The organism is Enterobacter sp. 940_PEND, from assembly GCF_001059415.1.
Taxonomy (GTDB): Bacteria; Pseudomonadota; Gammaproteobacteria; order Enterobacterales; family Enterobacteriaceae; genus Enterobacter; species Enterobacter cloacae_M.
The window spans coordinates 14,021-37,487 of record NZ_JUMS01000115.1; the positions used below are offsets into that span (position 1 = coordinate 14,021).

Annotated in this window: 18 protein-coding genes; 4 read left to right on the forward strand and 14 right to left on the reverse strand. The window is 57.0% G+C overall.

Going from position 1 to position 23,467, the window contains the following annotated elements; genetic code table 11:
- Positions 1–24 precede the first annotated feature (24 nt).
- The 5 genes from ADJ24_RS16070 to pgi form a co-directional block, all read right to left on the reverse strand.
- Positions 25–2,121, reverse strand: a complete 2,097-nt coding sequence (locus tag ADJ24_RS16070; protein WP_023310000.1) for a YjbH domain-containing protein — start codon at positions 2,119–2,121, stop codon at positions 25–27.
- On the reverse strand, positions 2,121–2,858 hold the full coding sequence (locus tag ADJ24_RS16075) for a capsule biosynthesis GfcC D2 domain-containing protein (protein WP_023309999.1): 738 nt from the start codon (positions 2,856–2,858) through the stop codon (positions 2,121–2,123). The genes ADJ24_RS16070 and ADJ24_RS16075 overlap by 1 nt, the downstream gene beginning before the upstream one ends.
- A complete protein-coding gene (locus ADJ24_RS16080; protein WP_023309998.1) occupies positions 2,855–3,493 on the reverse strand; it encodes a YjbF family lipoprotein in 639 nt (212 codons plus the stop codon). The genes ADJ24_RS16075 and ADJ24_RS16080 overlap by 4 nt, the downstream gene beginning before the upstream one ends.
- Positions 3,494–3,556: 63 nt before the next feature.
- A complete protein-coding gene (gene yjbE / locus ADJ24_RS16085; protein WP_008503423.1) occupies positions 3,557–3,799 on the reverse strand; it encodes an exopolysaccharide production protein YjbE in 243 nt (80 codons plus the stop codon).
- A 367-nt stretch (positions 3,800–4,166) separates the two neighbouring features.
- Entirely contained in the window at positions 4,167–5,816 is a 1,650-nt protein-coding gene (gene pgi / locus ADJ24_RS16090) for a glucose-6-phosphate isomerase (protein ID WP_023309997.1), read from the reverse strand.
- 374 nt (positions 5,817–6,190) lie between these two features.
- Between pgi and lysC the strand changes: the two genes are divergently transcribed.
- From lysC to ADJ24_RS16105, 3 genes are all read left to right on the forward strand, one after another.
- A complete protein-coding gene (gene lysC / locus ADJ24_RS16095; RefSeq protein ID WP_023309996.1) occupies positions 6,191–7,540 on the forward strand; it encodes a lysine-sensitive aspartokinase 3 in 1,350 nt (449 codons plus the stop codon).
- Positions 7,541–7,633: 93 nt separating this feature from the next.
- Positions 7,634–8,578 carry a ketopantoate/pantoate/pantothenate transporter PanS gene (gene panS, locus ADJ24_RS16100; RefSeq protein ID WP_023309995.1) on the forward strand — a complete coding sequence of 315 codons (945 nt, stop codon included), beginning with the start codon at positions 7,634–7,636 and terminating at the stop codon, positions 8,576–8,578.
- Between the two features lie 50 nt (positions 8,579–8,628).
- Positions 8,629–8,901: a DUF3811 domain-containing protein gene (locus tag ADJ24_RS16105; RefSeq protein WP_023309994.1), complete on the forward strand. Its 273-nt coding sequence runs from the start codon at positions 8,629–8,631 to the stop codon at positions 8,899–8,901.
- Here ADJ24_RS16105 and rluF read toward each other — a convergent pair whose 3' ends face one another.
- The 5 genes from rluF to metH all read right to left on the reverse strand — a co-directional run bounded on the left by rluF (position 8,902) and on the right by metH (position 16,066).
- Positions 8,902–9,774 carry a 23S rRNA pseudouridine(2604) synthase RluF gene (gene rluF, locus ADJ24_RS16110; RefSeq protein ID WP_023309993.1) on the reverse strand — a complete coding sequence of 291 codons (873 nt, stop codon included), beginning with the start codon at positions 9,772–9,774 and terminating at the stop codon, positions 8,902–8,904.
- 54 nt (positions 9,775–9,828) lie between these two features.
- The gene (locus ADJ24_RS16115) at positions 9,829–10,146 is read right to left on the reverse strand and encodes a CcdB family protein (protein ID WP_023309992.1); all 318 of its coding nucleotides are present in this window, start codon (positions 10,144–10,146) and stop codon (positions 9,829–9,831) included.
- A complete protein-coding gene (locus tag ADJ24_RS16120) occupies positions 10,146–10,439 on the reverse strand; it encodes a type II toxin-antitoxin system CcdA family antitoxin (RefSeq protein WP_032662656.1) in 294 nt (97 codons plus the stop codon). The genes ADJ24_RS16115 and ADJ24_RS16120 overlap by 1 nt, the downstream gene beginning before the upstream one ends.
- A 95-nt stretch (positions 10,440–10,534) precedes the next feature.
- Positions 10,535–12,166: a Na/Pi cotransporter family protein gene (locus ADJ24_RS16125; protein WP_023309990.1), complete on the reverse strand. Its 1,632-nt coding sequence runs from the start codon at positions 12,164–12,166 to the stop codon at positions 10,535–10,537.
- A gap of 216 nt (positions 12,167–12,382) precedes the next feature.
- Positions 12,383–16,066, reverse strand: coding sequence for a methionine synthase (gene metH / locus ADJ24_RS16130; protein ID WP_023309989.1), 3,684 nt, complete (start codon positions 16,064–16,066; stop codon positions 12,383–12,385).
- Positions 16,067–16,259: 193 nt separating this feature from the next.
- Here metH and iclR point away from each other — a divergent pair, with 193 nt between their 5' ends.
- Complete coding sequence (iclR, locus tag ADJ24_RS16135; protein ID WP_023309988.1) at positions 16,260–17,090, forward strand: glyoxylate bypass operon transcriptional repressor IclR; 831 nt, start codon at positions 16,260–16,262, stop codon at positions 17,088–17,090.
- 164 nt (positions 17,091–17,254) lie between these two features.
- Here iclR and aceK read toward each other — a convergent pair whose 3' ends face one another.
- From aceK to metA, 4 genes are all read right to left on the reverse strand, one after another.
- A complete protein-coding gene (gene aceK / locus ADJ24_RS16140; RefSeq protein WP_023309987.1) occupies positions 17,255–18,994 on the reverse strand; it encodes a bifunctional isocitrate dehydrogenase kinase/phosphatase in 1,740 nt (579 codons plus the stop codon).
- 51 nt (positions 18,995–19,045) lie between these two features.
- Positions 19,046–20,350 (reverse strand): isocitrate lyase, encoded by a 1,305-nt coding sequence (gene aceA, locus ADJ24_RS16145; protein ID WP_023309986.1) that lies wholly within the window; start codon positions 20,348–20,350, stop codon positions 19,046–19,048.
- A 31-nt stretch (positions 20,351–20,381) separates the two neighbouring features.
- Entirely contained in the window at positions 20,382–21,983 is a 1,602-nt protein-coding gene (gene aceB, locus ADJ24_RS16150) for a malate synthase A (protein ID WP_023309985.1), read from the reverse strand.
- 271 nt (positions 21,984–22,254) lie between these two features.
- Positions 22,255–23,184: a homoserine O-acetyltransferase MetA gene (metA, locus tag ADJ24_RS16155; RefSeq protein ID WP_023309984.1), complete on the reverse strand. Its 930-nt coding sequence runs from the start codon at positions 23,182–23,184 to the stop codon at positions 22,255–22,257.
- Positions 23,185–23,467 lie beyond the last annotated feature (283 nt).

Sequence of the window (23,467 nt, forward strand, 5' to 3'; positions counted from 1 at the left end):
CGCGGTGCCGCCCGGCGTGAAGCATCAGCGGAAGTTAATATTCTTATCGCTCGTCATATCATACAGCTGGAACTTACGTCCAAGCTGCTGACCCCCGTCACGCGTCAGCGGCGTCCAGCCAATCGCCGCGCGGCTGCGGGTTGGGCCTGACGAGAACAGATCCAGCGGAATCGACACGTAGACCCCTTTAGTGAAGTCCCCTTCCCCGTATTCGTCCGGCGAGACGTTGGTGATGGTGGCGTAGCCGCCCACCACGACGCCGCTGTCGAAGTGTTTAGAGATATCGAGCGTGCCGCCCTTATCGCCCGCCAGGTACTGACCGACGCTGGCTTTCACCAGCACGTCAGGTGCGAACGACGGCGTCCAGTAGGCGGTCAGATGGCCCGTTTTGACGCTGTAGTCGGTGAACTTCATCATGTCCTGCGCGCTGCGCCAGTCACGCTGCTTGACGTAGTTGGCATCCACCCCGAACGCCCAGTTGCTGTCGACAGGACGATAAAGCACTTCCGCTCCCGCGCCGCCGAACATAGTCTCCAGGTAGCCCCCGTAAACCTGGCCGTAGAAGCCGTTGCCGAAGTACTGGAAGTAGTTGGCCTGCAGGTTATTCACATAGACATCGTTCTGCACATACTCACGCACGCGGGTGCGCACGCGCGGCAGCTTCGAGTCGTTCGGCGGGTTGGTGTAGTTAAACTTGTCGTAGTTGTTCGCGATGTTGCCGAACAGGCTGCCGGTGGTCAGCAGGTGGTCGGTGAGCCACAGATCCGCCGTCGCCATGACGCCCAGCTGATACATGTAGAAGTTTTCAGGCCCGCCCACGGACTGGTTCAGCACCGGATCGATATGGAAATCGAAGCGCGATTTGTCGATATACCAGCCCTGCTCGGTGGTTTCCGGCACGATCGGCTCTACGCGTTTTTGCACCAGCTCGGTCTCATGCCCGAGCGGCTCGCCTTCCAGATGGCGCTTGAGGCTGGCAACGTCCGTTTCGGTTGTGACCTGCGGCAGGTTGAGACGGTTTTCCGTCACGCGGATCGTTCGGATCCCCTCCGGCAGATCGTTCATCACGATCCGGTTGGCGCGTTCGATCCCTTCCCGTGAGTCGCGGTATTTCACCTGCTCGCCGGTGACGTAAAGCGTGTCGCCCTTGGTCTGAATCTTCGGATCCGCCAGGCCGGCATTGTATTTCAGCAGCGTCAGCTGGTTTGCCACCACGGAGTGCTGCAGAATCGCATCCTGCGGCTCCGGCCGGTATGCAGGGCGCGCGTTATCATTGTAGTGCGGCCGCATGTCGTTAAAGTTGGTGCGCAGCGTGAAGCCAAACATCACCGTATTGCCGCGCTCGTAGCTGAGGTTAACGTCGGCCCAGTCGGTGACGCGATAAATGGCGCCGACGTTAAACTTGCTCTTCTGCTCAATCTTCCCGGCGAAGTCCTGCGAGTAGTCATTCCCTTCATACTCCAGCTTCAGGCGTAATGGCTGCCAGGGCGTTTGATACTCTACGCCGCCAAACAGCGACGCCGGACCGTGGAACATCTGGTCTCCGTTAATGGAGCCCGCTTTCTTATAGCTGTTATCGCGATAGCAGTATTTTTCGCTGTAGGAGCAAAACGGGTTTTTCACGTTACCGCTGGTGCCGAGATAGCCCCATCCCAGGCCGAGCGAGAAGTCGAACGGTCCCCAGGCTTTGCTGGCCACGATGTATTCCGCATCAAACAGACCGGTACCACCGATATCTTTGGCGCCCACGGACACCTGCGGCATCCAGTAGCTCTCTTCCCACAGGCGCAGCTTGACATCGAAGGCTTTATCTTTGTAGGTCTGATCGCCGGAGAACGCCTCTACGCTGCTGTACTGTTTCGTACGCACGTCGGTATAGCGCAGCGTGGTTTCAAGCCACGGGAACATCTGTACCGAGGCGGAGTAGTAGCGATACTGGTCGTTATCACGGTAGTTAAGGCTAATTTCCCCTTCGCGCGCCATACGCGCGGTGGGCGTTTGCAGTAAACCGACGCCGCCGAAGTCTGACTGAGACGGGCCAATCGGTGCCGGATACGTTTCTGCATGGCAGGCGGCACTCACGCAGAGCGCCAGCATGCTGTAGAGATAGGTTTTTTTCATTATTCCGGTATCCGCTGAATCAGGGAGTGAAGGATATCGGCGTTAAGCCCGTCATACGCCTTCGTCCAGAAATGGTCGGCAAAACCGACAAAAATAATGCTGCCCGGCATAGGTTCGATATGCCGTTTATTCCAGTAAGCGACGGGGGCTTTCTGTGTGTGCCCGTCAGGGTAAACCACCCAGGCGTAGCTGTTATCGGCACCGCTCAGCAGGCTCTGCTCGTCGAGGTAGCTCGCCACGTCACGACCGGGCGTAAAGGGCTTTTTACCCGGGCTGCTGATTAGCCCCATTACGGTCACCGTCGTCGGCTTCTCCGGCAGCCAGAGCGTATACTCCCCTTCAAGCGTGGGATTACCCTTTTCCGTAACGCGCACTTCGTCGGGATCAAGGTTCACGTTCTGACGGCCCGTCACCTTCAGCGCCTGCAGCTGCTGGCGAACGCTGTTAATCGCCGCCGCGTCGTCGCCATCTTCCTGTTCCGCTAACCCCGTCAGCCTGGCAAGGAGCGCCTTGTGCTGTTGTTCCGCTTCAGCGGTCTTCTGACGTTCAGCGATCACTGCCCCCGGCCACCAGCTGTTGGCGAGCCTTGGCTGCCCGACGAGATCGAGCAGATGCTCAGCGTGGGTTAAGGTTTTGGGTTTTTCACTGTCCGGCGTGTAGACCTTCACAGTCCCTGCGGACCATGCCAGCGGCGCGGCAAGGCTGGCGATAAGCGCAACGTGGATGAGCGTTTTCATGATTTCGCCGCCTTGATCAGGGTGGTTTTCACCGGGAAGAATCCGGCACCGAGATACTGCAGGGACTGGCGGATCTGCCCTTCCTCGTCGATCCAGAAGCGGTTGTGCCAGGTGGCCTGGTCGGTGGTAACTTCTTCATCCAGCACGCGGACACGGGTTTCGTCGCTGCCGACTTTCACGCTGTCCGTGCCGTCCCAGCGGAAGGTCGAGCGTGCCGTGGCGTAACGCACCTGCTTATGTTCGGTCCAGCCCATCGTGCGCGTCCAGCTTGCGCCGTCGGCGATCTGGTTCGGCTTGATTAGCGGGTCGTCGGCGATATTATTCACCTCCAGCAGGTTATCGCCGCCCAACAGGGTTTTCACGATACGGCCATGCTGCGTCACGATGGTGGCCTGATCCTGCGTCACCCATTTCTGCTGCCCGTTTTCATCGAAAGCGAGCACCACAAACAGCTGCGGGCCATCGTTTAGCTGCATGTACTGACTGGCATAGGGCATGTTTTGAAGTTCGTCATCGGTCAGATGCACGCCCGGTGTACCGAACATGCTTTCCCACAGTGAGTTTCCCAGCCCTTTGGTGGTGGCCGAGCACGCCTGCAGCAGCAGGCAAATCAGAATGATTGCAGGTCGCTTCACGACTCTTCTCCGAAGGGGCGAAATAACCACACCGAAGTGTGGTTATGATTAAAACACCCGCTATTACTGGGTGCTGGTTGTCGTGGTGGTCGTGGTTCCGGTATTGGAGCCATCACCGCCACCGGTTGCCGCCAGCGCGACACCCACGGCTGAACTTACGGTGCTGGCGCTGGCTGCGGTAGAACTTCCCGCAGACGCAGACGTCGCAGCCGAACCTGCCGCTTCCCCGACCTGAACCGGAGCTGCATAGACAGATGTCGCCGCAAGCGCAGATATGGCAAAAATGCCATACAGTACTTTCTTCATAACAATTTCCCTTCAATGAATGAATGGAGATTTGCCCGAAAAGAATTTCAGGCGGAATCGAGTATACACAACTAGTGCCGTGGGTTTGCCGTAAGGGGAAATAGGGATGGGGTTTTCGGACTAATGGTTAAAATGGAAATGAAAGACAAATAGCATTAATATATAAATTATTAAAATCAATAATTTATAATATAAAGATATTAATGGATTACTGCGTATTTTCTTAAAATAAACCGCAGGAATTAACGGGTTAAGCGTCTTTTTCGGATTAAACTCAGATTCAGAATTTGAGTTAACTAACAGACATCAGGAATTATCCGATAAAAAAATGCCGGCATTAAGCCGGCACGTTTTCATGACGTTTTAATTACGCGCGCCATGCTTTATAACGGTTGATCAAACCATTTGTCGAGCTGTCATGGCTGGCAATCGCTTTATCGTCACCCAGCTCTGGCAGAATACGATTTGCCAGCTGTTTGCCCAGCTCAACGCCCCACTGGTCAAAGGTGAAGATGTTCAGGATGGCGCCCTGCGTGAAGATCTTGTGCTCGTACAGGGCAATCAGCGCGCCCAGGCTGAACGGCGTGATTTCGCGCAGCAGGATGGAGTTGGTTGGGCGGTTGCCTTCGAACACTTTGAACGGCACAACGTGGTCCAGGGTTGCCGGATCTTTACCCTGGTCACGGTATTCCTGTTCAACCACTTCGCGAGATTTACCGAACGCCAGCGCTTCGGTCTGCGCAAAGAAGTTCGACAGCAGCTTCGGATGGTGGTCGGACAGCGGGTTATGGGTGATAGCCGGGGCGATGAAATCGCACGGTACCATTTTGGTGCCCTGGTGGATCAGCTGGTAGAAGGCATGCTGACCGTTGGTGCCCGGCTCGCCCCAGATGATTGGGCCAGTCTGGTAATCCACCGCGTTGCCGTTACGGTCAACGTATTTACCGTTGGATTCCATGTTGCCCTGCTGGAAGTAGGCTGCGAAGCGGTGCATGTACTGGTCATACGGCAGGATCGCTTCGGTTTCAGCGCCGAAGAAGTTGTTGTACCAGATACCGATCAGCGCCAGCAGTACCGGCAGGTTTTTCTCAGGCGCGGTAGTGGAGAAGTGTTTATCCATCGCGTGCGCGCCGGAGAGCAGCTCAACGAAGTTGTCGAAGCCCACGGACAGGATGATGGACAGACCGATCGCAGACCACAGGGAGTAGCGGCCGCCGACCCAGTCCCAGAACTCGAACATATTCGCGGTATCAATGCCGAACTCGCTGACCGCTTTACCGTTGGTAGACAGCGCCGCGAAGTGTTTCGCCACGTGCTTGTTGTCGCCCGCAGTTTTCAGGAACCAGTCGCGCGCGCTGTGGGCGTTGGTCATGGTTTCCTGAGTGGTGAAGGTTTTGGACGCAACCAGGAACAGGGTGGTTTCCGGGTTCACGTTCTTCAGCACTTCGGCGATGTGGGTGCCATCGACGTTAGACACAAAGTGCATATTGAGGTGGTTTTTATAAGGGCGCAGCGCTTCGGTCACCATGAACGGGCCGAGGTCAGAACCGCCGATACCGATGTTCACCACGTCGGTGATCGCTTTGCCGGTGTAGCCTTTCCAGCTTCCGGAGATGATCGCTTCGGAGAAGGCTTTCATCTTTTCCAGCACCGCGTTCACTTCCGGCATGACGTCTTTGCCGTCAACGATGATTGGGGTATTGCTACGGTTACGCAGGGCCACGTGCAGCACTGCACGGTCTTCGGTGCGGTTGATCTTCTCGCCGGAGAACATGGATTTGATGGCATCCGCCAGCTCGGTTTCTTTCGCCAGATCCTGCAGCTTTGCCAGCGTCTCTTCGGTAATGCGGTTTTTAGAGAAATCCACCAGCATCAGGTCGTCGAAGGTCGCGGAGAACTTGTTGAAACGATCGGCATCTTTCGCGAACAGATCCGCGATGGTGACGTCTTTCATTTCATCAAAATGTTTCTGGAGTGCCTGCCAGGCAGCGGTCTGCGTTGGGTTGATGTTTTTCATTAGCAATACTCTTCTGATTTGAGAATTGTGACTGCGGTCGATTGTAGCGCCTGCAAATAAAAATTGTGATGGTTTTTATGCCATTGCCCTGGCCTGCATCAAACACAGGTGAAAAGACCCGAAAAGTATAGCTGCTGACGGAGCCTCCTGGGGCGGCGAAATGTCGGTCAAAAAGCCCTAAAACGGAGCATAAAATCTGGCGCTGTTATAAGTCCTGTTTCTCAGGGGTACCCCCCTATAAAAAATCCGCATAATCCCAGCATTGACAGGACCTCCCCCGCATTTTATTTATAGGGCCGTATTTTGCGCCTGCACCTGTTTTCGTTTCACTCTTGTGCCAAGGTCGCTTATTCATTCCCTGACACGAGGTTGTTATGACGAGTTTTGTGGTCGCCAAATTTGGCGGCACCAGTGTGGCCGATTACGATGCCATGAACCGCAGCGCCGATGTGGTGCTGGCCGATCCGAATACCCGCCTGGTGGTGCTGTCTGCATCCGCCGGCGTGACGAACCTGCTGGTTTCTCTGTCTGAAGGACTGGAAGCGACAGAACGTTTCGTGAAGCTGGATGCACTGCGCAAAATTCAGTTCGACATTCTTGAGCGTCTGCAGAACCCGAACGTCATCCGCGAGGAAGTGGAGCGTCTGCTGGAAAATATTACCACTCTGGCAGAAGCGGCTTCTCTGGCCACCTCCACCGCCCTGACCGACGAACTGGTCAGCCACGGCGAGCTGATGTCCACCCTGCTGTTTGTCGAAATCATGCGCGAGCGTAACGTTCAGGCGCAGTGGTTTGACGTGCGTAAAGTGATGCGTACCAGCGATCGCTTTGGTCGTGCCGAGCCGGACGTTGAGGCGCTGGCGGAGCTGACCAATCAGCAGCTGGCACCACGCCTGGCAGACGGTATCGTGATTACCCAGGGCTTTATCGGCAGTGAAGCGAAAGGCCGCACCACCACGCTTGGCCGCGGCGGCAGCGACTACACCGCCGCGCTGCTGGGCGAAGCCCTGCATGCAACGCGCGTGGATATCTGGACGGACGTTCCGGGCATTTACACCACCGACCCGCGCGTCGTTTCCGCGGCTAAACGTATTGATGTGATCGCCTTTGAAGAAGCGGCGGAAATGGCCACCTTCGGCGCGAAAGTGCTGCACCCTGCAACGCTGCTGCCGGCAGTGCGCAGCGATATTCCGGTCTTCGTGGGTTCCAGTAAAGATCCGAAAGCGGGCGGGACGCTGGTCTGCAAGAAAACGGAAAACCCACCGCTGTTCCGCGCCCTGGCCCTGCGCCGTCGTCAGACGCTGGTGACGCTCCACAGCCACAATATGCTGCATTCCCGCGGTTTCCTGGCGGAAGTGTTTGGCATTCTGGCGCGCCATAATATCTCAGTCGATCTGATCACCACCTCTGAAGTGAGCATTGCGCTAACGCTGGACACCACCGGCTCGACCTCCACCGGCGACACGCTGCTGACGCAGTCGCTGCTGATTGAGCTGTCTGAGCTCTGCCGCGTGGAAGTAGAAGAAGACCTGGCGCTGGTTGCCATCATCGGCAACAAGCTGTCGCGCGCCTGCGGCGTGGGTAAAGAAGTGTTCGGCGTGCTCGACCCGTTCAGCATCCGCATGATCTGCTACGGCGCATCCAGCTACAACCTCTGCTTCCTGGTGCCTGCCGATCAGGCTGAGCAGGTCGTGCAGAAACTTCATCAGAATTTGTTTGAATAAAATTCGTTAGCACGATAAACAATACCTATAAGCCGGGCACAGACCCGGCTTTTTCATAACTAAACAACACGACAATACTGCAAGGAATCCACTATGTTATCCGTCGTTACGCGGCTGTTCCCGTTATGGGCGCTGCTGCTCTCCGTACTCGCGTATTACACCCCCGCTACGTTCACGGGCATTGGTCCGTGGGTCGCCACGCTGCTGATGCTGATCATGTTCGGTATGGGCGTGCATCTGAAAATCGACGACTTTAAACGCGTGCTGTCTCGCCCTGCGCCCGTCGCAGCAGGGATCTTCCTGCACTACCTGGTGATGCCGCTTGCGGCGTGGCTGCTGGCGATGGCCTTTAAGATGCCGCCCGATCTCTCGGCCGGGATGGTGCTGGTGGGCAGCGTGGCCAGCGGCACGGCGTCCAACGTCATGATCTACCTGGCGAAAGGCGACGTGGCGCTCTCCGTCACGATCTCGTCCGTTTCGACGCTGGTGGGCGTCGTTGCCACACCGCTGTTAACCCGCCTGTACGTGGACGCGCATATTCAGGTGGACGTGATGGGCATGCTGCTCAGCATTCTGCAGATTGTGGTGATCCCGATTGCGCTGGGGCTGGTCATTCACCATCTTTTCCCGCGCGTGGTGAAGGCCGTTGAGCCGTACCTGCCCGCGTTTTCGATGGTCTGCATTCTGGCGATCATCAGCGCCGTGGTGGCGGGTTCCGCATCGCACATTGCCTCCGTGGGCTTTGTGGTGATCATCGCCGTGGTGCTGCATAACACGATTGGCCTGCTGGGCGGCTACTGGGGTGGGAAGCTGTTCGGTTTTGACGAATCTACCTGCCGCACGCTGGCAATCGAGGTAGGCATGCAGAACTCCGGCCTGGCGGCGGCGCTCGGTAAAATCTACTTCTCCCCGCTGGCGGCCCTGCCTGGCGCGCTGTTCTCCGTCTGGCATAACCTCTCCGGCTCGCTGCTGGCAGGCTACTGGTCCGGCAAACCGATTGATGAACAAACGAAAAAAGATGCGGTGAAGCAGGGTTAATTTGCGCGGCTTGCTTTACACTGAAGCCTCTCTATCAGGAGGCTTCAGCAATGGCTACACCACGTTTGACCCAGAAAGACATGACGGAAGCCGAGCAGCGCGAATTGAAAACGCTTCTCGACCGCGCCCGTATCGCCCATGGCCGCACGCTGACGAACGCCGAAACCAATCAGGTGAAAAAAGAGTACATCGATAAGCTGATGGCGCAGCGTGACGCCGCGGCGAAAAAAGCCCGCAAGCTGAAAAAAGAGCAGGCTTATAAACCCGATGCAGAGGCGACATTTTCCTGGTCGGCCACAACGTCTACACGTGGAAGGCGCTAATCAGCGCCCTTTCTTTTTGCGTCCCGGCTGGGTAAAGCGTTTTCCATTACCCGGCTTGCCTCGCCCCTTATCTTCCGCCTGCGGCGCCTTCACCACCGGGCGCTTAATCGCCTGGGTTTTCGGTTTTGCTTTGGCCTTCGGCTTCGCTTCGGACGAGGAATTCTCGATAAGCTTGAAGAGTTCAATCAGCTCGTCATCCGTTAAATCGCGCCACTCGCCCAGCGGGATGCCTGACAGGCTGACGTTCATGATGCGCGTGCGTTCCAGCTTCGTCACTTCATAACCGAAGTGCTCGCACATACGGCGGATCTGGCGGTTCAGGCCCTGAACCAGCGTAATGCGGAACGCGAACGGCGCTTCTTTCTTGACCTTACACTTCTTCGTGACGGTGCCGAGGATCGGCACACCGGCGCCCATGCCGCGAATAAATTCGTCCGTGACCGGCTTATTCACCGTCACAATGTACTCTTTCTCGTGGTCGTTACCGGCACGCAGAATTTTGTTGACCAGATCGCCGTGGTTGGTAAGGAAAATCAGCCCCTGTGAGTCTTTATCCAGACGGCCAATCGGGAAGATACGGCTGCTGTGGTTCACGAAATCAACAATGTTGTCCCGCTCGCCGTCTTCCGTGGTGCTGACAATCCCAACCGGTTTGTTCAACGCGATAAACACCAGGTCTTCAGCATCGCGCGGTTCGATGACCTGACCATTCACTTTCACCACATCGCCAGGGACCACCTGGTCGCCGATGGTGGCGCGTTTGCCGTTAAGAAACACGTTACCTTGTTCAATGTAACGGTCAGCCTCGCGACGTGAGCAGATCCCGCTCTCGCTAATGTATTTGTTTAATCGGGTTGATTGAGTTGGCAGCATAGTTTCTCCTGTGAAGGGCGAAATATACCTTACCTTGCGGCTGACAAAAAAGTGTTAGTAGCCGTTGATCAAAAAATCGAGTGCATCCCGCAATGAAGCCCGGTTTTGCGTAAGATCGGCAACACGCTCACCTAACTCTTTTGGCGATATGCCAGCCATCATGTGCATCATGACCACGCAGGGCTTACCCGCTATCTCAACGACAGGGCACACTTTCGCAGGCGGCTGAATGCCTCCCAGGTTGCTAAGCTCAACTGCTGGTGCGACCAGGACATGCTTCATCACATTGGCCACGGGATGCTGCATATTGATTAGCCAGGGATAGGCAGTTTTCCCCTTACCTTCATTCTCATAAGCAAAATATTGCTCCATCAGAACGATCTCTGAGAATCACTAAAGGAGCCGTTTTCATCAACCCACTGGTTAATGGCCTCGATAGAAGCTTTATTTTCTGCTAACCACTCTGCGCGCTGATGCGCTCGAAACTGCTCTTGCAGCGCAGCCGTGAGTACAGCAGAGAGATTAAGTTTAAGCCGACGCGCCTCTTCAAGGATTTCTGGTGCTAACGACACATTGACTGATTTTTTGATGCCATGAGTAGCGCGCATGAGAACTCCCATCGGAATGCGCATGAATTGGCGAAGTGTAGCGTAATAAACGAGCATTTTCTATTCCCTTCAAAATGTAAGGTCTGAAGAGTAAATGGCGCTTTATAAGGTGTCACGCCCCGCAAAACGGTTTTGCGAGGCGCTTCCGGAGATTAATACTCATCCCGCTCGTCGTCTTCATCCGGCTGTTCCATCACGCTGTACGCCACCGCGCAGAACAACGAGTTGAGACGCTTCATATCCCCCAGTAGCCCCAGATGCAGGGAGCTGGTCTCGATACTCTGCACGTTCTGCTGGTGCAGACGCTCAACGTGGGCATGCGAGTAGCGGCGGTTCAGAATACGGAAACGATGCTTGTTGCGACGCAGACGGCGCGCGCTCGGCACGTCGCTGGAGAAGAAGACCAGCATCGCCAGCTTGAGGTTGCTGACCAGCTGTTCGTGCAGCGCTTCCAGCTCCTTCAGGCCTTCACCTGAAAACGCACGACGCGCGGCAAGGGATTTGTCGGCGATCTCGCTGCCCATACGCTCCACGATATCCGAGGCCTGCTCAAGGTTAAGCGACATCTCGATAATTTCCGCCCAGCGGCGGGACTCCTCTTCCGCCAGCTCGTCCTGCGGCATACGCGCCAGGTAAAGCTTAATAGCGGTATAGAGCACGTTGATATCGTCCGCCAGTCTGCGCAGTTCTTTCTCTTCACGCGGCTCGCCGTGCATCACCTTTTGCAGGCCTTCGAGCATGGTTTCCATTGCGTCGCCCATGCGCAACGTCTCGCGCGCGGCATTCGCCAGCGCCAGCGCAGGGGTATCCAGCGCGGAGGTATCCAGGTGCTTCGGCTTCAGGCGCGCATCCAGCTCCGGTTCGTCCTGAATGAGGCGTTCGCAGAAGCGGGCCATCGGCGCGGCAAACGGCACCATCGCCAGGCAGCGCACCAGGTTGTAGAACACGTGGAAATAGATCACCAGCTCCGCCTTCGGCAGCGGTAGGTTGTCCATCAGGTTCGCCAGCGGGTGAACGAACGGCAGAATAATCAGGCTGCCCACCAGCTTAAACAGCAGGCTGCCGAGGGCCACGCGGCGGGCTGCGGCGTTGGCCGCGCTGTTATTGAGCATCGCCAGCAGGCCGGAGCCGAGGTTGGCCCCGATCACCAGACACAGCGCCACCGGGAAGGAGATAGCCCCTGTGGCGGTTAAGGTCGCCGTCAGAAGAACCGCCGCCAGGCTGGAGTAGCTGACGATGGCAAACACCGCGCCAATCAGCGCGTCAAGCATGATGTCCCCGGTCAGGGAGGCGAAGATGACCTGCACGCCGTTGGCCTCGGTGATTGGCGTGACCGCCTGCACAATCAGCTCCAGCGCCAGCAGGATCAGCCCCAGGCCTATCCCTACGCGCCCGAGCTGTCCGGCGCGCGTCTGCTTGCGGCCGAGGAAGAAGATAACGCCGATAAAAATCAGCAGCGGCGACAGCCAGGAGAGATCGAAGGTCAGGATACGCGCCATCAGCGCGGTACCTACATCCGCCCCCAGCACAATCACCAGCGCCGGGGCCAGCGCCACCAGATCCTGCGCCACAAAGGAGGTGACAAGCAGGGTCGTGGCGTTACTGCTCTGAACCAGTGCCGTTACGCCAATGCCCGCGCAGAAGGCGAGCGGCTTCTTCTCAACGCTGCTGCTGAGAACGGTACGTAAGCGCGCGCCAAATACGCGCATCACGCCGGTACGGACGATATGGGTGCCCCATACGAGCAGTGCGACTGCAGAGAGCAGGTGTAACAACGTCAGCACGGAAGTTTTTCCTCCTTATCGTTATGTGTTTTCCTGAGGTTTGTTGCGCATTGTCTTGCCGGATGGCGGCTACGCCTTATCCGGCCTACGCGCAGGTCCGGTAAGCGCAGCGCCACCGGGCAAAAGATAAGAACCTTCTTCCAGTATAAGGGTTTAAACGTAAGAAAGAGACAGGGCGCCCAATGAGCGCCCTGTTTGTTGTAAGGAAAAGTGATTTTAGTCGGCGTCGTAGCCGAGATTTGGCGCCAGCCAGCGCTCCACTTCAGACACGCTCATCCCTTTGCGCAGGGCGTAATCTTCAATCTGATCCCGCTGCAGCTGCGCCACGGCAAAGTACTTGCTGTCCGGATGGCTGAAGTACCAGCCTGAGACGGACGCGCCTGGCCACATGGCGAACGACTCGGTGAGCTTCATGCCGGTATGGGCTTCCACATCCAGCAGTTTCCAGATAGTGCCTTTTTCGGTGTGCTCAGGACAGGCCGGATAGCCCGGCGCCGGGCGAATCCCCTGGTAGTTTTCGCGGATCAGATCCTCATTGCTGAGGTTTTCATTCGCCGCGTAGCCCCAGTGCACCTTACGCACGCGCTCGTGGAGATACTCGGCAAAGGCTTCTGCCAGGCGGTCGGCAATCGCTTTCACCATGATTTTATTGTAATCATCGTGCTGCGCTTCGAACGCGTCCGCCAGCGCGTCTTCTTCGAGACCGCCGGTCACCGCAAAGGCGCCGATATAGTCGGCTTTACCACTCAGCTTCGGCGCGACGAAATCGGCCAGGCAGTAGTTGGCAAAGCCCACTTTCTCCGTTTGCTGGCGCAGATGGCGGCTGACCGCCAGCACGTGGGTGCGGGTTTCATCGCGATAAATTTCGATGTCGTCGCCCACGCGGTTCGCCGGGAACAGGCCCACCACGCCGCGCGGGTTGAGGCTTTTCTCTGCGCTCAGCGTGTCGAGCATGTCGTTGGCATCTTTAAACAGGCGCTTCGCCTCCTCGCCAACCACCTCATCTTCCAGGATGCGCGGATATTTGCCCGCCAGCGACCAGGTCATAAAGAACGGCGTCCAGTCGATGTAGTTGCGCAGCGTTTCGATGCTGGCGCTGACCTCCTGAACGCCCAGGCGATGCGCCACCGGTGGCGTATAGCTGGACCAGTCGAAGGCCAGATCGTTGTCGCGCGCCGCCTGAAGCGAAACAGGCTGGGTGCGCGGCTTCTTACGGCCGTGCTGGATGCGAACGGTTTCGTACTCTTTGCGGGTGCGCGCCACAAAATCGTCGCGCTGGGTGTCGGAGAGCAGCGCGGAGACCACGCCCACGGTGCGCGAGGCGTTCTGCACGTACACCGTCGGGCCACTGTAGTTCTGCTCGATTTTCACCGCCGTGTGCGCTTTTGAGGTGGTCGCCCCGCCAATCAATAGCGGAATGGTGAAGCCCTGCCGCTCCATCTCTTTTGCCACGTTGACCATTTCGTCGAGCGACGGCGTAATCAGGCCGGAGAGGCCAATCAGGTCGGCGTTCACTTCGCGCGCGGTCTTGAGGATTTTGTCCGCCGGGACCATCACGCCGAGGTCGATAATTTCGTAGTTATTACACTGCAGCACTACGCCGACGATGTTCTTGCCGATGTCGTGCACGTCGCCCTTCACGGTGGCGATAACCATCTTGCCGTTGCTGGAACCTTTCTCTTTGCTGGCTTCGATGTAGGGCTCAAGATACGCTACCGCCTGCTTCATCACGCGGGCGGATTTCACCACCTGCGGCAGGAACATTTTGCCCTCACCGAACAGATCGCCGACCACGTTCATGCCGTCCATCAGCGGGCCTTCGATCACCTCAATCGGGCGGTCTGCCTGCTGGCGCGCCTCTTCGGTATCGAGCTCGATAAATTCGGTGATGCCTTTGACCAGCGAGTATTCCAGACGCTTTTTCACGTCCCAGGAACGCCACTCGGCCTGCTGAACGTTTGCCGCCTCATCCGATTTGCTGCCGCGGTATTTCTCCGCCAGGTCCAGCATGCGCTCGGTGGCGTCGTCGCGGCGGTTAAGGATCACGTCCTCTACGGCGTCGCGCAGCTCGGCAGGGAGATCGTCGTAAATCGCCAGCTGGCCGGCGTTAACGATCCCCATGTCCATGCCGTTGCGGATGGCGTAGTAGAGGAACACGGCGTGAATCGCTTCGCGCACCGGGTCGTTACCGCGGAACGAGAACGACACGTTCGACACGCCGCCGGAGATCAGCGCGTGCGGCAGCTCGCGCTTGATGTCCTCACATGCCCCGATAAAGTCCTGGGCATAGTTGTTGTGCTCTTCAATCCCGGTCGCGACGGCGAAGATATTCGGGTCAAAGATAATGTCTTCCGGCGGGAAGCCCACCTCTTCGGTCAAAATCTTGTACGCGCGGCGGCATATCTCAATTTTACGCTCGCGGGTATCCGCCTGGCCCACCTCGTCAAAGGCCATCACCACCACGGCGGCACCGTAGCGGCGGACCATCTTCGCGTGGTGGATAAAGATATCAACGCCCTCTTTCATCGAGATAGAGTTGACGATGCCTTTACCCTGGATGCACTTCAGCCCTTTTTCGATGACCTCCCACTTGGAGGAGTCAATCATGATCGGCACGCGGGCGATGTCCGGCTCACCGGCGATCAGGTTGAGGAAACGCACCATCGCCGCTTCGGCGTCGAGCATTCCCTCATCCATGTTGATATCGATAATCTGCGCGCCGCTTTCCACCTGCTGGCGGGCAACGTCCAGCGCTTCGCTGTATTTCTCTTCTTTGATCAGGCGCTTGAACTTTGCAGAACCTGTGACGTTAGTACGCTCACCCACGTTCACAAACAGGCTGTCGTCGCCGATGGTCAACGGCTCAAGGCCGGACAGACGACAGGCAACCGGAAGCTCGGGCAGCTTGCGCGGCGGCAGTCCGGCGACGGCGTTGCTCATGGCCGCGATGTGCTCCGGCGTGGTGCCGCAGCAGCCACCGACGATGTTCAGGAAGCCAGACTCGGCCCACTCGCGGATTTGCGCCGCCATGGTGTCGGCATCGAGATCGTATTCACCGAACGCGTTCGGCAGACCGGCGTTCGGGTGGGCGGTGACGTAGCATTCCGCGATACGGGAAAGCTCCTGCACGTACTGGCGCAGCTCATCAGGCCCCAGCGCGCAGTTCAGGCCAAAGGAGAGCGCTTCGGCGTGGCGCAGAGAGTTATAAAACGCTTCGGTTGTCTGACCGGACAGAGTACGGCCGGAGGCGTCGGTGATGGTGCCGGAAATCATGATCGGCAGGTCAACGCCCAGCGCCTCAAACTCCTCTTTCACCGCGTAAATCGCGGCTTTGGCGTTAAGGGTGTCGAATACGGTTTCTATCAGGATCAGATCGGAACCGCCTTCCACCAGCGCTTTGGTCGATTCACGGTAGGCCGCAACGAGCTGATCGAAGGTGATATTACGAAACGCCGGGTCGTTGACGTCCGGTGAAATCGACGCGGTTCGGTTCGTCGGGCCAAGCACCCCGGCAACGTAGCGAGGCTTGTCCGGCGTACGTGCCGTCCACTCGTCGGCGCAGGCGCGCGCCAGCTTCGCGGCTTCCAGGTTGATTTCCGCCGACAGGGATTCCATCTGGTAATCCGCCATGGCGATGGTTGTCGAGTTAAAGGTGTTGGTCTCAACGATATCCGCACCCGCTTCGAAGTAGGCGTTGTGGATATCCTTAATGACGGACGGCTTGCTGAGCACCAGCAGATCGTTGTTCCCTTTCAGGTCGCAGGGCCAGTCGGCAAAGCGCTCGCCGCGGAAATCGTCTTCACTCAGACGATACCCCTGGATCATGGTGCCCATGCCGCCGTCCAGCACCAGAATTCGTTCATTTAACTGCGCACGCAGTTGCTCTACTTTGCTGCTCACACTTGCTCCCGACAACGCTCAACAAGGCCAAAAGGCTGCGTTCCATACTGGCACAATCTCGCAGGGTGGAAAAGCCGCACAGCGGTAACATGAGACATGTTCACCATCACTCCTCCGATCAGTCAGGATAACGGTTGCAAATTCACCAAATAAAACGAAAATGATTTCCACGATACAGAAAAAGGAGATCGTCATGGTCGCGACCGTTCCCGCTAAACGCGGCAGAAAACCTGCTGCCACCGCCGCCGCCGCACAACAGGGCGGACAGGTTCAATCGCTCACGCGCGGTTTGAAGCTGCTGGAGTGGATAGCCGAGTCGCACGGCAGCGTGGCCCTGACGGAGCTGGCCCAGCAGGCTGGCCTGCCGAACTCCACGACGCACCGCCTGCTGACCACCATGCAGCAGCTGGGCTTTGTCCGTCAGGTCGGCGAGCTGGGGCACTGGGCGGTGGGCGCGCATGCGTTTATCGTCGGCAGCAGCTTCCTGCAGAGCCGCAACCTGCTGGCGATTGTGCACCCGATTCTGCGCAAGCTGATGGAGGAGTCCGGCGAGACGGTCAACCTCGCGGTGCTGGACCAGAGCGACCATCAGGCGATTATCATCGACCAGGTGCAGTGCACGCAGCTGATGCGTATGTCCGCACCGATTGGCGGCAAGCTGCCGATGCACGCCTCCGGGGCGGGGAAAGCGTTTCTGTCGCAGCTGAGCGAAGAGCAGGTGACGGGGCTGCTGCACCGTAAAGGTTTACACGCCTATACCCACGCCACGCTGGTATCGCCCGTGCATCTGAAAGAAGATCTGGCCCTGACCCGCAAGCGTGGCTATTCGTTTGATGATGAAGAACATGCCCTGGGCCTGCGCTGCCTGGCGGCCTGTATTTTCGACGAGCACCGCGAGCCGTTTGCCGCCATCTCCATCTCCGGGCCGATTTCGCGGATGACCGACGACCGCGTGACCGAGCTGGGTGCGCTGGTGATTAAGGCGGCGAAAGAGGTGACGCTGGCGTATGGTGGGATTCGCTAAGTTGGGTTTCGGCGGATATTCGGACCGTAGGCCCGGTAAGCGCAGCGCCACCGGGCGACGGGGTTGTATTGCGGCCTGATGCCCTCACCCCGGCCCTCTCCCACAGGGAGAGGGAGAAAACATGATGCCCTCACCCTGCGAGAGAGGGTGCAAACATGATGTCCTCATCCTGCGAGAGAGGGTGCAAACCTAATGCAAAACCGCTGCTTGCGGCGGTAAGCGTACACATCTTCGACATGCCCGTTTTTGATCCGCGTTTGCAGCCCGCGCCAGTAGCTGGCGCGGAACAGATCCTCATGCATTTCTTCGAATAGCGGCCCGATGCGCGGGTCAGCGCACAGCCAGTGGCGAAACTCCTCCGGAAACACATCGCCCGGTGAGACGCTGTACCACGGCTCGCTGGAAAGTTCATCTTCCGGGTAGCGGGGCGGTGGTATATCGCGGAAGTTCACCTCGGTCATGTAGCAAATTTCATCGTAATCGTAGAACACCACCCGCCCGTGACGGGTGACGCCGAAGTTTTTAAACAGCATGTCGCCCGGGAAAATATTTGCGGCGGCAAGCTGGCGAATCGCGTTGCCGTATTCTTCAATAGCATCCCGCAGCGCCTGACCTTCGGACTGCTCAAGCCAGATATTCAGCGGTACCATGCGGCGCTCAATGTAGAGATGGCTAATCACGATTTTGTCACCCAGATCGGTGATTTTCGCGGGCGCTTCCTGCATTAACAGCGCCATGAGCGCCGGGTCGATCTGCTGTTTATCCAGCACAAAGTTTTCGAATTCCTGGGTATCCGCCATGCGCCCGACGCGATCGTGCTCTTTGACCAGCTGATAGCAGGCGCGAACGTGCGCGGCGGTCATCTCTTTCTGCGGCGCGAATCTGTCTTTAATCACCTTAAAGACCCGGTCGAAACCCGGCAGCGTAAAGACCAGCATCACCATGCCGCGAATGCCGGGCGCTTCGATAAACTGCTCATCGGCCGCGGTGACATAGCGCAGGTACTCCCGGTAACTTTCCGTTTTGGCGTGCTTCTGGCAGCCAATGGCCATATACAGCTCGGCGGTGGTTTTGCCCGGCAGGATCTCTCGCAGCCACTCCACCAGCGCGGCAGGCAGCGGGGCGTACACCATGAAATAGGAGCGGGCGAAGCCAAACACGATGCTGGCCTCGGCGCCGGTGGTCAGGCAGGTATCGACAAACAGTTCCCCATCGTCGGTACGGTGAATGGGCAGCAGAAAAGGCACAATGGCGGTCGGCGTAACCAGTTTGCCGACCAGCCAGGCGGCTTTATTGCGGTAGAAAAGCTCGTTGGCCACCTGCAAATGGCTATGGCTAAGCACCTCCGCGCCGAAGGTTTCGTTGAGATGCGCGTGGATATAACCGATATCCCGGGCTTTATTCTCCCAGGGCAGGCGCAGCGGCAGATCCGTTAGCACGCGGTGCAGGAGTTTTTCCCATCCGCGATCGGGAAAGAAATCTTTCGCCAGCGGACGGGGAATGGTTCGAAAGCGTCGCTCGGGCTGGGAGCTGAAGATAAATAACCGCTCAGGAGATAGTGAGCGGTGGTCAAATAACCGGCAATAGACGGAGTTGAAAAAGCTCTCCGCAATCTCGAAGCGCGGGTAGTCGGGTAACAGATGGGTGTAGTGCTCCTTCACGCGCAGTAAAAATTCCGCGTCCGGGCTTTTACCGTCGGTAATACAGCGCAGCTGCTCCACCACCAGACCCACGTGGTGGTCATAGAGATGGATACGCTGCTTCATGGCCTGCTGAACCGCATGCCAGTCTGCATGTTCGAAGCGCTGCTGCGCGCCGGATGTCACTTCAAGAAAACGACCATACTGGGCATCGAAGCCCTGCAAAATAGTTTGGGCAATCAGCAATTCCAGGCCACGCGACATATATTCCCCCTCACCCCAACCCTCTCCCCGAGAGGGGAGAGGGGGAAAAGTTTAGAACTGTGCTTCTTCCGTTGAACCCGTTAAGGCAGTGACGGAGGAGGTGCCGCCCTGAATAATCGTGGTCACATTGTCAAAGTAGCCGGTCCCCACCTCCTGCTGGTGAGACACGAAGGTGTAACCGTCTTTGCCCGCCGCAAACTCCGGCTGCTGCACCTTCTCAACGTAGTGCTTCATGCCCTCACCCTGCGCATAGGCGTGCGCCAGGTCGAACATGTTGAACCACATGCTGTGGATACCTGCCAGGGTAATGAACTGGTATTTGTAGCCCATGTCGGACAGCTGCTGCTGGAAGCTGGCGATGGTTTTGTCATCCAGCTTTTTCTGCCAGTTGAAGGACGGCGAGCAGTTATAGGCCAGCAGTTTGCCCGGATACTTCGCGTGGATGGCATCGGCAAAGCGTTTTGCCAGCGCCAGATCCGGCGTAGACGTTTCACACCAGACCAGGTCCGCGTACGGCGCGTACGCCAGACCGCGGCTAATTGCCTGCTCGATACCCGCGTGGGTACGATAGAAGCCTTCACTGGTGCGCTCGCCGGTGATGAATTCGCTGTCGTACGGGTCGCAGTCAGAGGTGATCAGGTCCGCCGCGTCCGCATCGGTACGGGCAATCACCAGCGTCGGCACGCCGAGCACGTCAGCAGCCAGACGCGCGGCAACCAGCTTCTGTACGGCTTCCTGTGTAGGAACCAGCACCTTACCGCCCATGTGTCCGCATTTCTTCACTGATGCCAGCTGATCTTCGAAGTGAACGGCCGCTGCACCGGCCTCAATCATCGATTTCATCAGCTCGAAGGCGTTCAGCACGCCGCCGAAACCTGCTTCCGCATCCGCGACGATCGGCAGAAAGTAGTCAGTAAAGCGCGGATCGCCAGGTTCGATACCGGCAGCCCACTGGATCTGATCCGCACGGCGGAAGGTGTTGTTGATCCGATCCACCACCGACGGCACGGAGTTAGCCGGATAGAGCGACTGATCCGGGTACATGCTGGACGCCAGGTTGGCATCCGCCGCGACCTGCCAGCCGGAAAGATAGATAGCTTCAATACCGGCCTTCGCCTGCTGCAGCGCCTGACCGCCGGTCAGCGCGCCGAGGCTGTTGATGTAGCCCTTTTTAGAGCCACCGTGCAGCAGCTTCCACATTTTCGCCGCACCGTTCTGTGCCAGCGTGCATTCCGGATTGACCGAGCCGCGTAATTTCACCACTTCCTCCGCGCTGTAAGGACGGCGGATGCCTTCCCAGCGAGGTTGTGTCCACTCTTTCTTTAACTCTTCGATTTGTTGGGTACGGGTTTTCATGTGCAGATGCTCCATATTGTTATGCGGTGAGTTACGCCAGGAAGCGGTAGCCCGGCAGGGTCAGGAAGTCGATTAAGTCATCTGATGTGGTGATTTGCTCCATCAGGCGCGCAGCGTCGTCAAAACGTCCGCTGCTGAAGCGGTGTTCGCCCAGCTCGTCCTGGATCACCCGCATCTCTTCGGCCAGCATCTGGCGGAACAGAGATTTGGTCACCGGCTTGCCGTTGCTGAGCGTTTTTTGATGGTGGATCCACTGCCAGATGGAGGTACGTGAGATCTCCGCCGTCGCGGCATCTTCCATCAGTCCATAGATAGGCACACAGCCGTTGCCGGAGATCCACGCTTCGATGTACTGGACCGCGACGCGAATATTGGCACGCATGCCCTCTTCCGTACGCTCGCCCGCGCACGGTGCCAGCAGCTGTTCTTCAGCCGTTGGGGCATCGTCTTCACGCGTGACGAACAGCTGATTTTTATTGTCGCCGAGAACGCGGTTGAAGACCTCCATCGCCGTATCGGCCAGGCCGGGATGGGCAATCCACGTGCCGTCGTGACCGTTACGGGCTTCAAGCTCTTTATCGGCTTTCACCTTGTTGAGCACCTGATTGTTCCGCTCTGCGTCTTTGCTCGGGATAAAAGCCGCCATGCCGCCCATCGCAAAGGCGCCGCGCTTGTGGCAGGTTTTGATCAGCAGACGCGAGTAGGCGCTCAGGAACGGTTTATCCATGGTCACAACCTGGCGATCCGGCAGTACGCGATCGGGATAGTTTTTCAGGGTTTTGATGTAGCTGAAAATATAGTCCCAGCGTCCGCAGTTCAGGCCGACAATATGGTCGCGCAGGGCGTGCAGAATTTCATTCATCTGGAACACGGCAGGCAGCGTTTCAATCAGCAGGGTGGCCTTGATGGTACCGCGCGGCAGGTTGAAACGATCTTCCGCGTAGCTGAACACTTCGCTCCACCAGGCCGCTTCTTGCCAGGCCTGCGTTTTTGGCAGATAGAAATAAGGGCCGCTGCCTTTTGCCAGCAGATTCTTGTAGTTATGGAAGAAATAAAGCGCGAAATCAAACAGGCTGCCCGGAATGGCTTCCCCACGCCAGGTGACATGTTTTTCAGGCAGGTGCAGGCCGCGTACGCGACAGATCAGCACCGCCGGGTTCGGTTTGAGCTGGTAAATTTTGCCGGCTTCGTTGGTATAGCTGATGGTGCCGTTCACGGCGTCGCGCAGGTTGATCTGCCCCTCGATGACCTTACGCCAGTCAGGCGCCAGTGAGTCTTCAAAATCGGCCATAAAGACTTTAACGTTGGCGTTCATGGCGTTGATCACCATTTTGCGCTCTACCGGACCGGTGATCTCAACGCGACGATCCTGTAAATCTTCAGGGATGCCGCGGATTTTCCACTCACCGCGACGAATGGAAGCGGTTTCCGAAATGAAGCCAGGCAACTTGCCATCGTCAATTTCCTGCTGCTGATGAATGCGTGCCGCCAGCAGCTTATTACGCTGCGGCGTAAAGCGAGTCACCAGTTCAGTCAGGAATTCTACCGCTTCCGCCGTCAAAACCTGCTGTTCTTGCTCGCCATACGGCTGGGTAAAGGCCAGTTCATCGACCGTCGTTGCCTGTTGAGTCATTACTCTGCTCCTCATCAAAGATCCAAAATCACGCCCCCGATGCGAACGAAAGATCGTTGGGTAGTTTTCGCTCAGCAGAATTAAGACTATCTATATTTTTCATAAAATCAAAAACAATTTCCATTTTAATATAAATATGAAATTAATTATCTGATTTTATTGGAATTAAAGTTTTATTGAATGGTGAGCGACATTTCGAAAATAAAAAAAGGCACCCGAAGGTGCCTGATTTGAATAGCTGAAACGCTTTAGGATCGTTTAGTGCAGAAGATTACTCCAGCGTCGGATTCATGTGGCGCAGATCGTATGGTGTTATCTGGTAGACGTAATAGTTGAGCCAGTTAGTGAAAAGCAAATTCCCGTGGCTGCGCCAGGTTGCTCTCGGTTTGTTTTGCGGGTCGTCTTTCGGGAAATAGTTGTACGGTACATCCGGATTTAGACCCGCTTCGACATCACGGAAATACTCTGACGCAAGGGTTTGCGGGTCGTACTCAGGATGCCCGGTCACGAATGCAATGCGTTTATCCTTGCTGGCAAACAGATAAGCATCTCCATCTTCCGTTTCGGCCAGGATCTCCAGATCGGTGTAATCACGAATCAGCTGGGCCGGGAAATCGGCATAGCGAGAATGCGGGGCCAGGAAAGAGTCATCGAAACCGCGCGTCAGCAACGCGTGCGGGTGAAGAATGTGATGTTCGTATACGCCGGAGAGCTTTTCAGTACGGGTTTGCTTGGGGATGCCATAAAGAATATTCAGCGCGGCTTGTACCGCCCAACAGACAAACAATGTGGAGGTAACGTGATCTTTTGCCCACTCCAGAACCTGTTTGATCTGCGGCCAGTAAGCGACATCGTTAAATTCCACCAGACCGAGCGGCGCGCCGGTCACGATCAGTCCGTCGAAGTTTTCCCCCTGAATATCATCGAAGTTACAGTAGAAGTTGTTCAGATGCTCAGAAGGCGTGTTACGTGACTCACGGGCATCGATTCGCAGCAGCTGAATATCAACCTGAAGAGGGGAGTTCGACAGAAGACGCAGGAACTGGTTTTCTGTTTCGATCTTTTTTGGCATCAGATTGAGAATAAGCACCTTCAGCGGGCGAATTTCCTGACCTGTCGCACGCGAAGCCGTCATGACGAAAACGTTTTCTTCACGCAAGAAATTGACGGCTGGTAGCTCGTCCTGCACCCGAATCGGCATAACTTTATATCCTCACAGCATACGTATAAACGTTTAGACATCCAGACAGCTAACGATACCCAGAAATGGTTTGAATGTCGAGTCTGCAAGCAGAAGGTGAGAAAGTTTCAAGGAGGGGATGGTGCGGTTTGACTTGCCCGATGGCGCTGCGCTTACCGGGCCTACAAAGCCACTCGGCATGATTTCTGACGCACAAAGCAAAAAACCCCGCACCTTTCGGTACGGGGTTCTTCTATTTGATGCCTGGCAGTTCCCTACTCTCGCATGGGGAGACCCCACACTA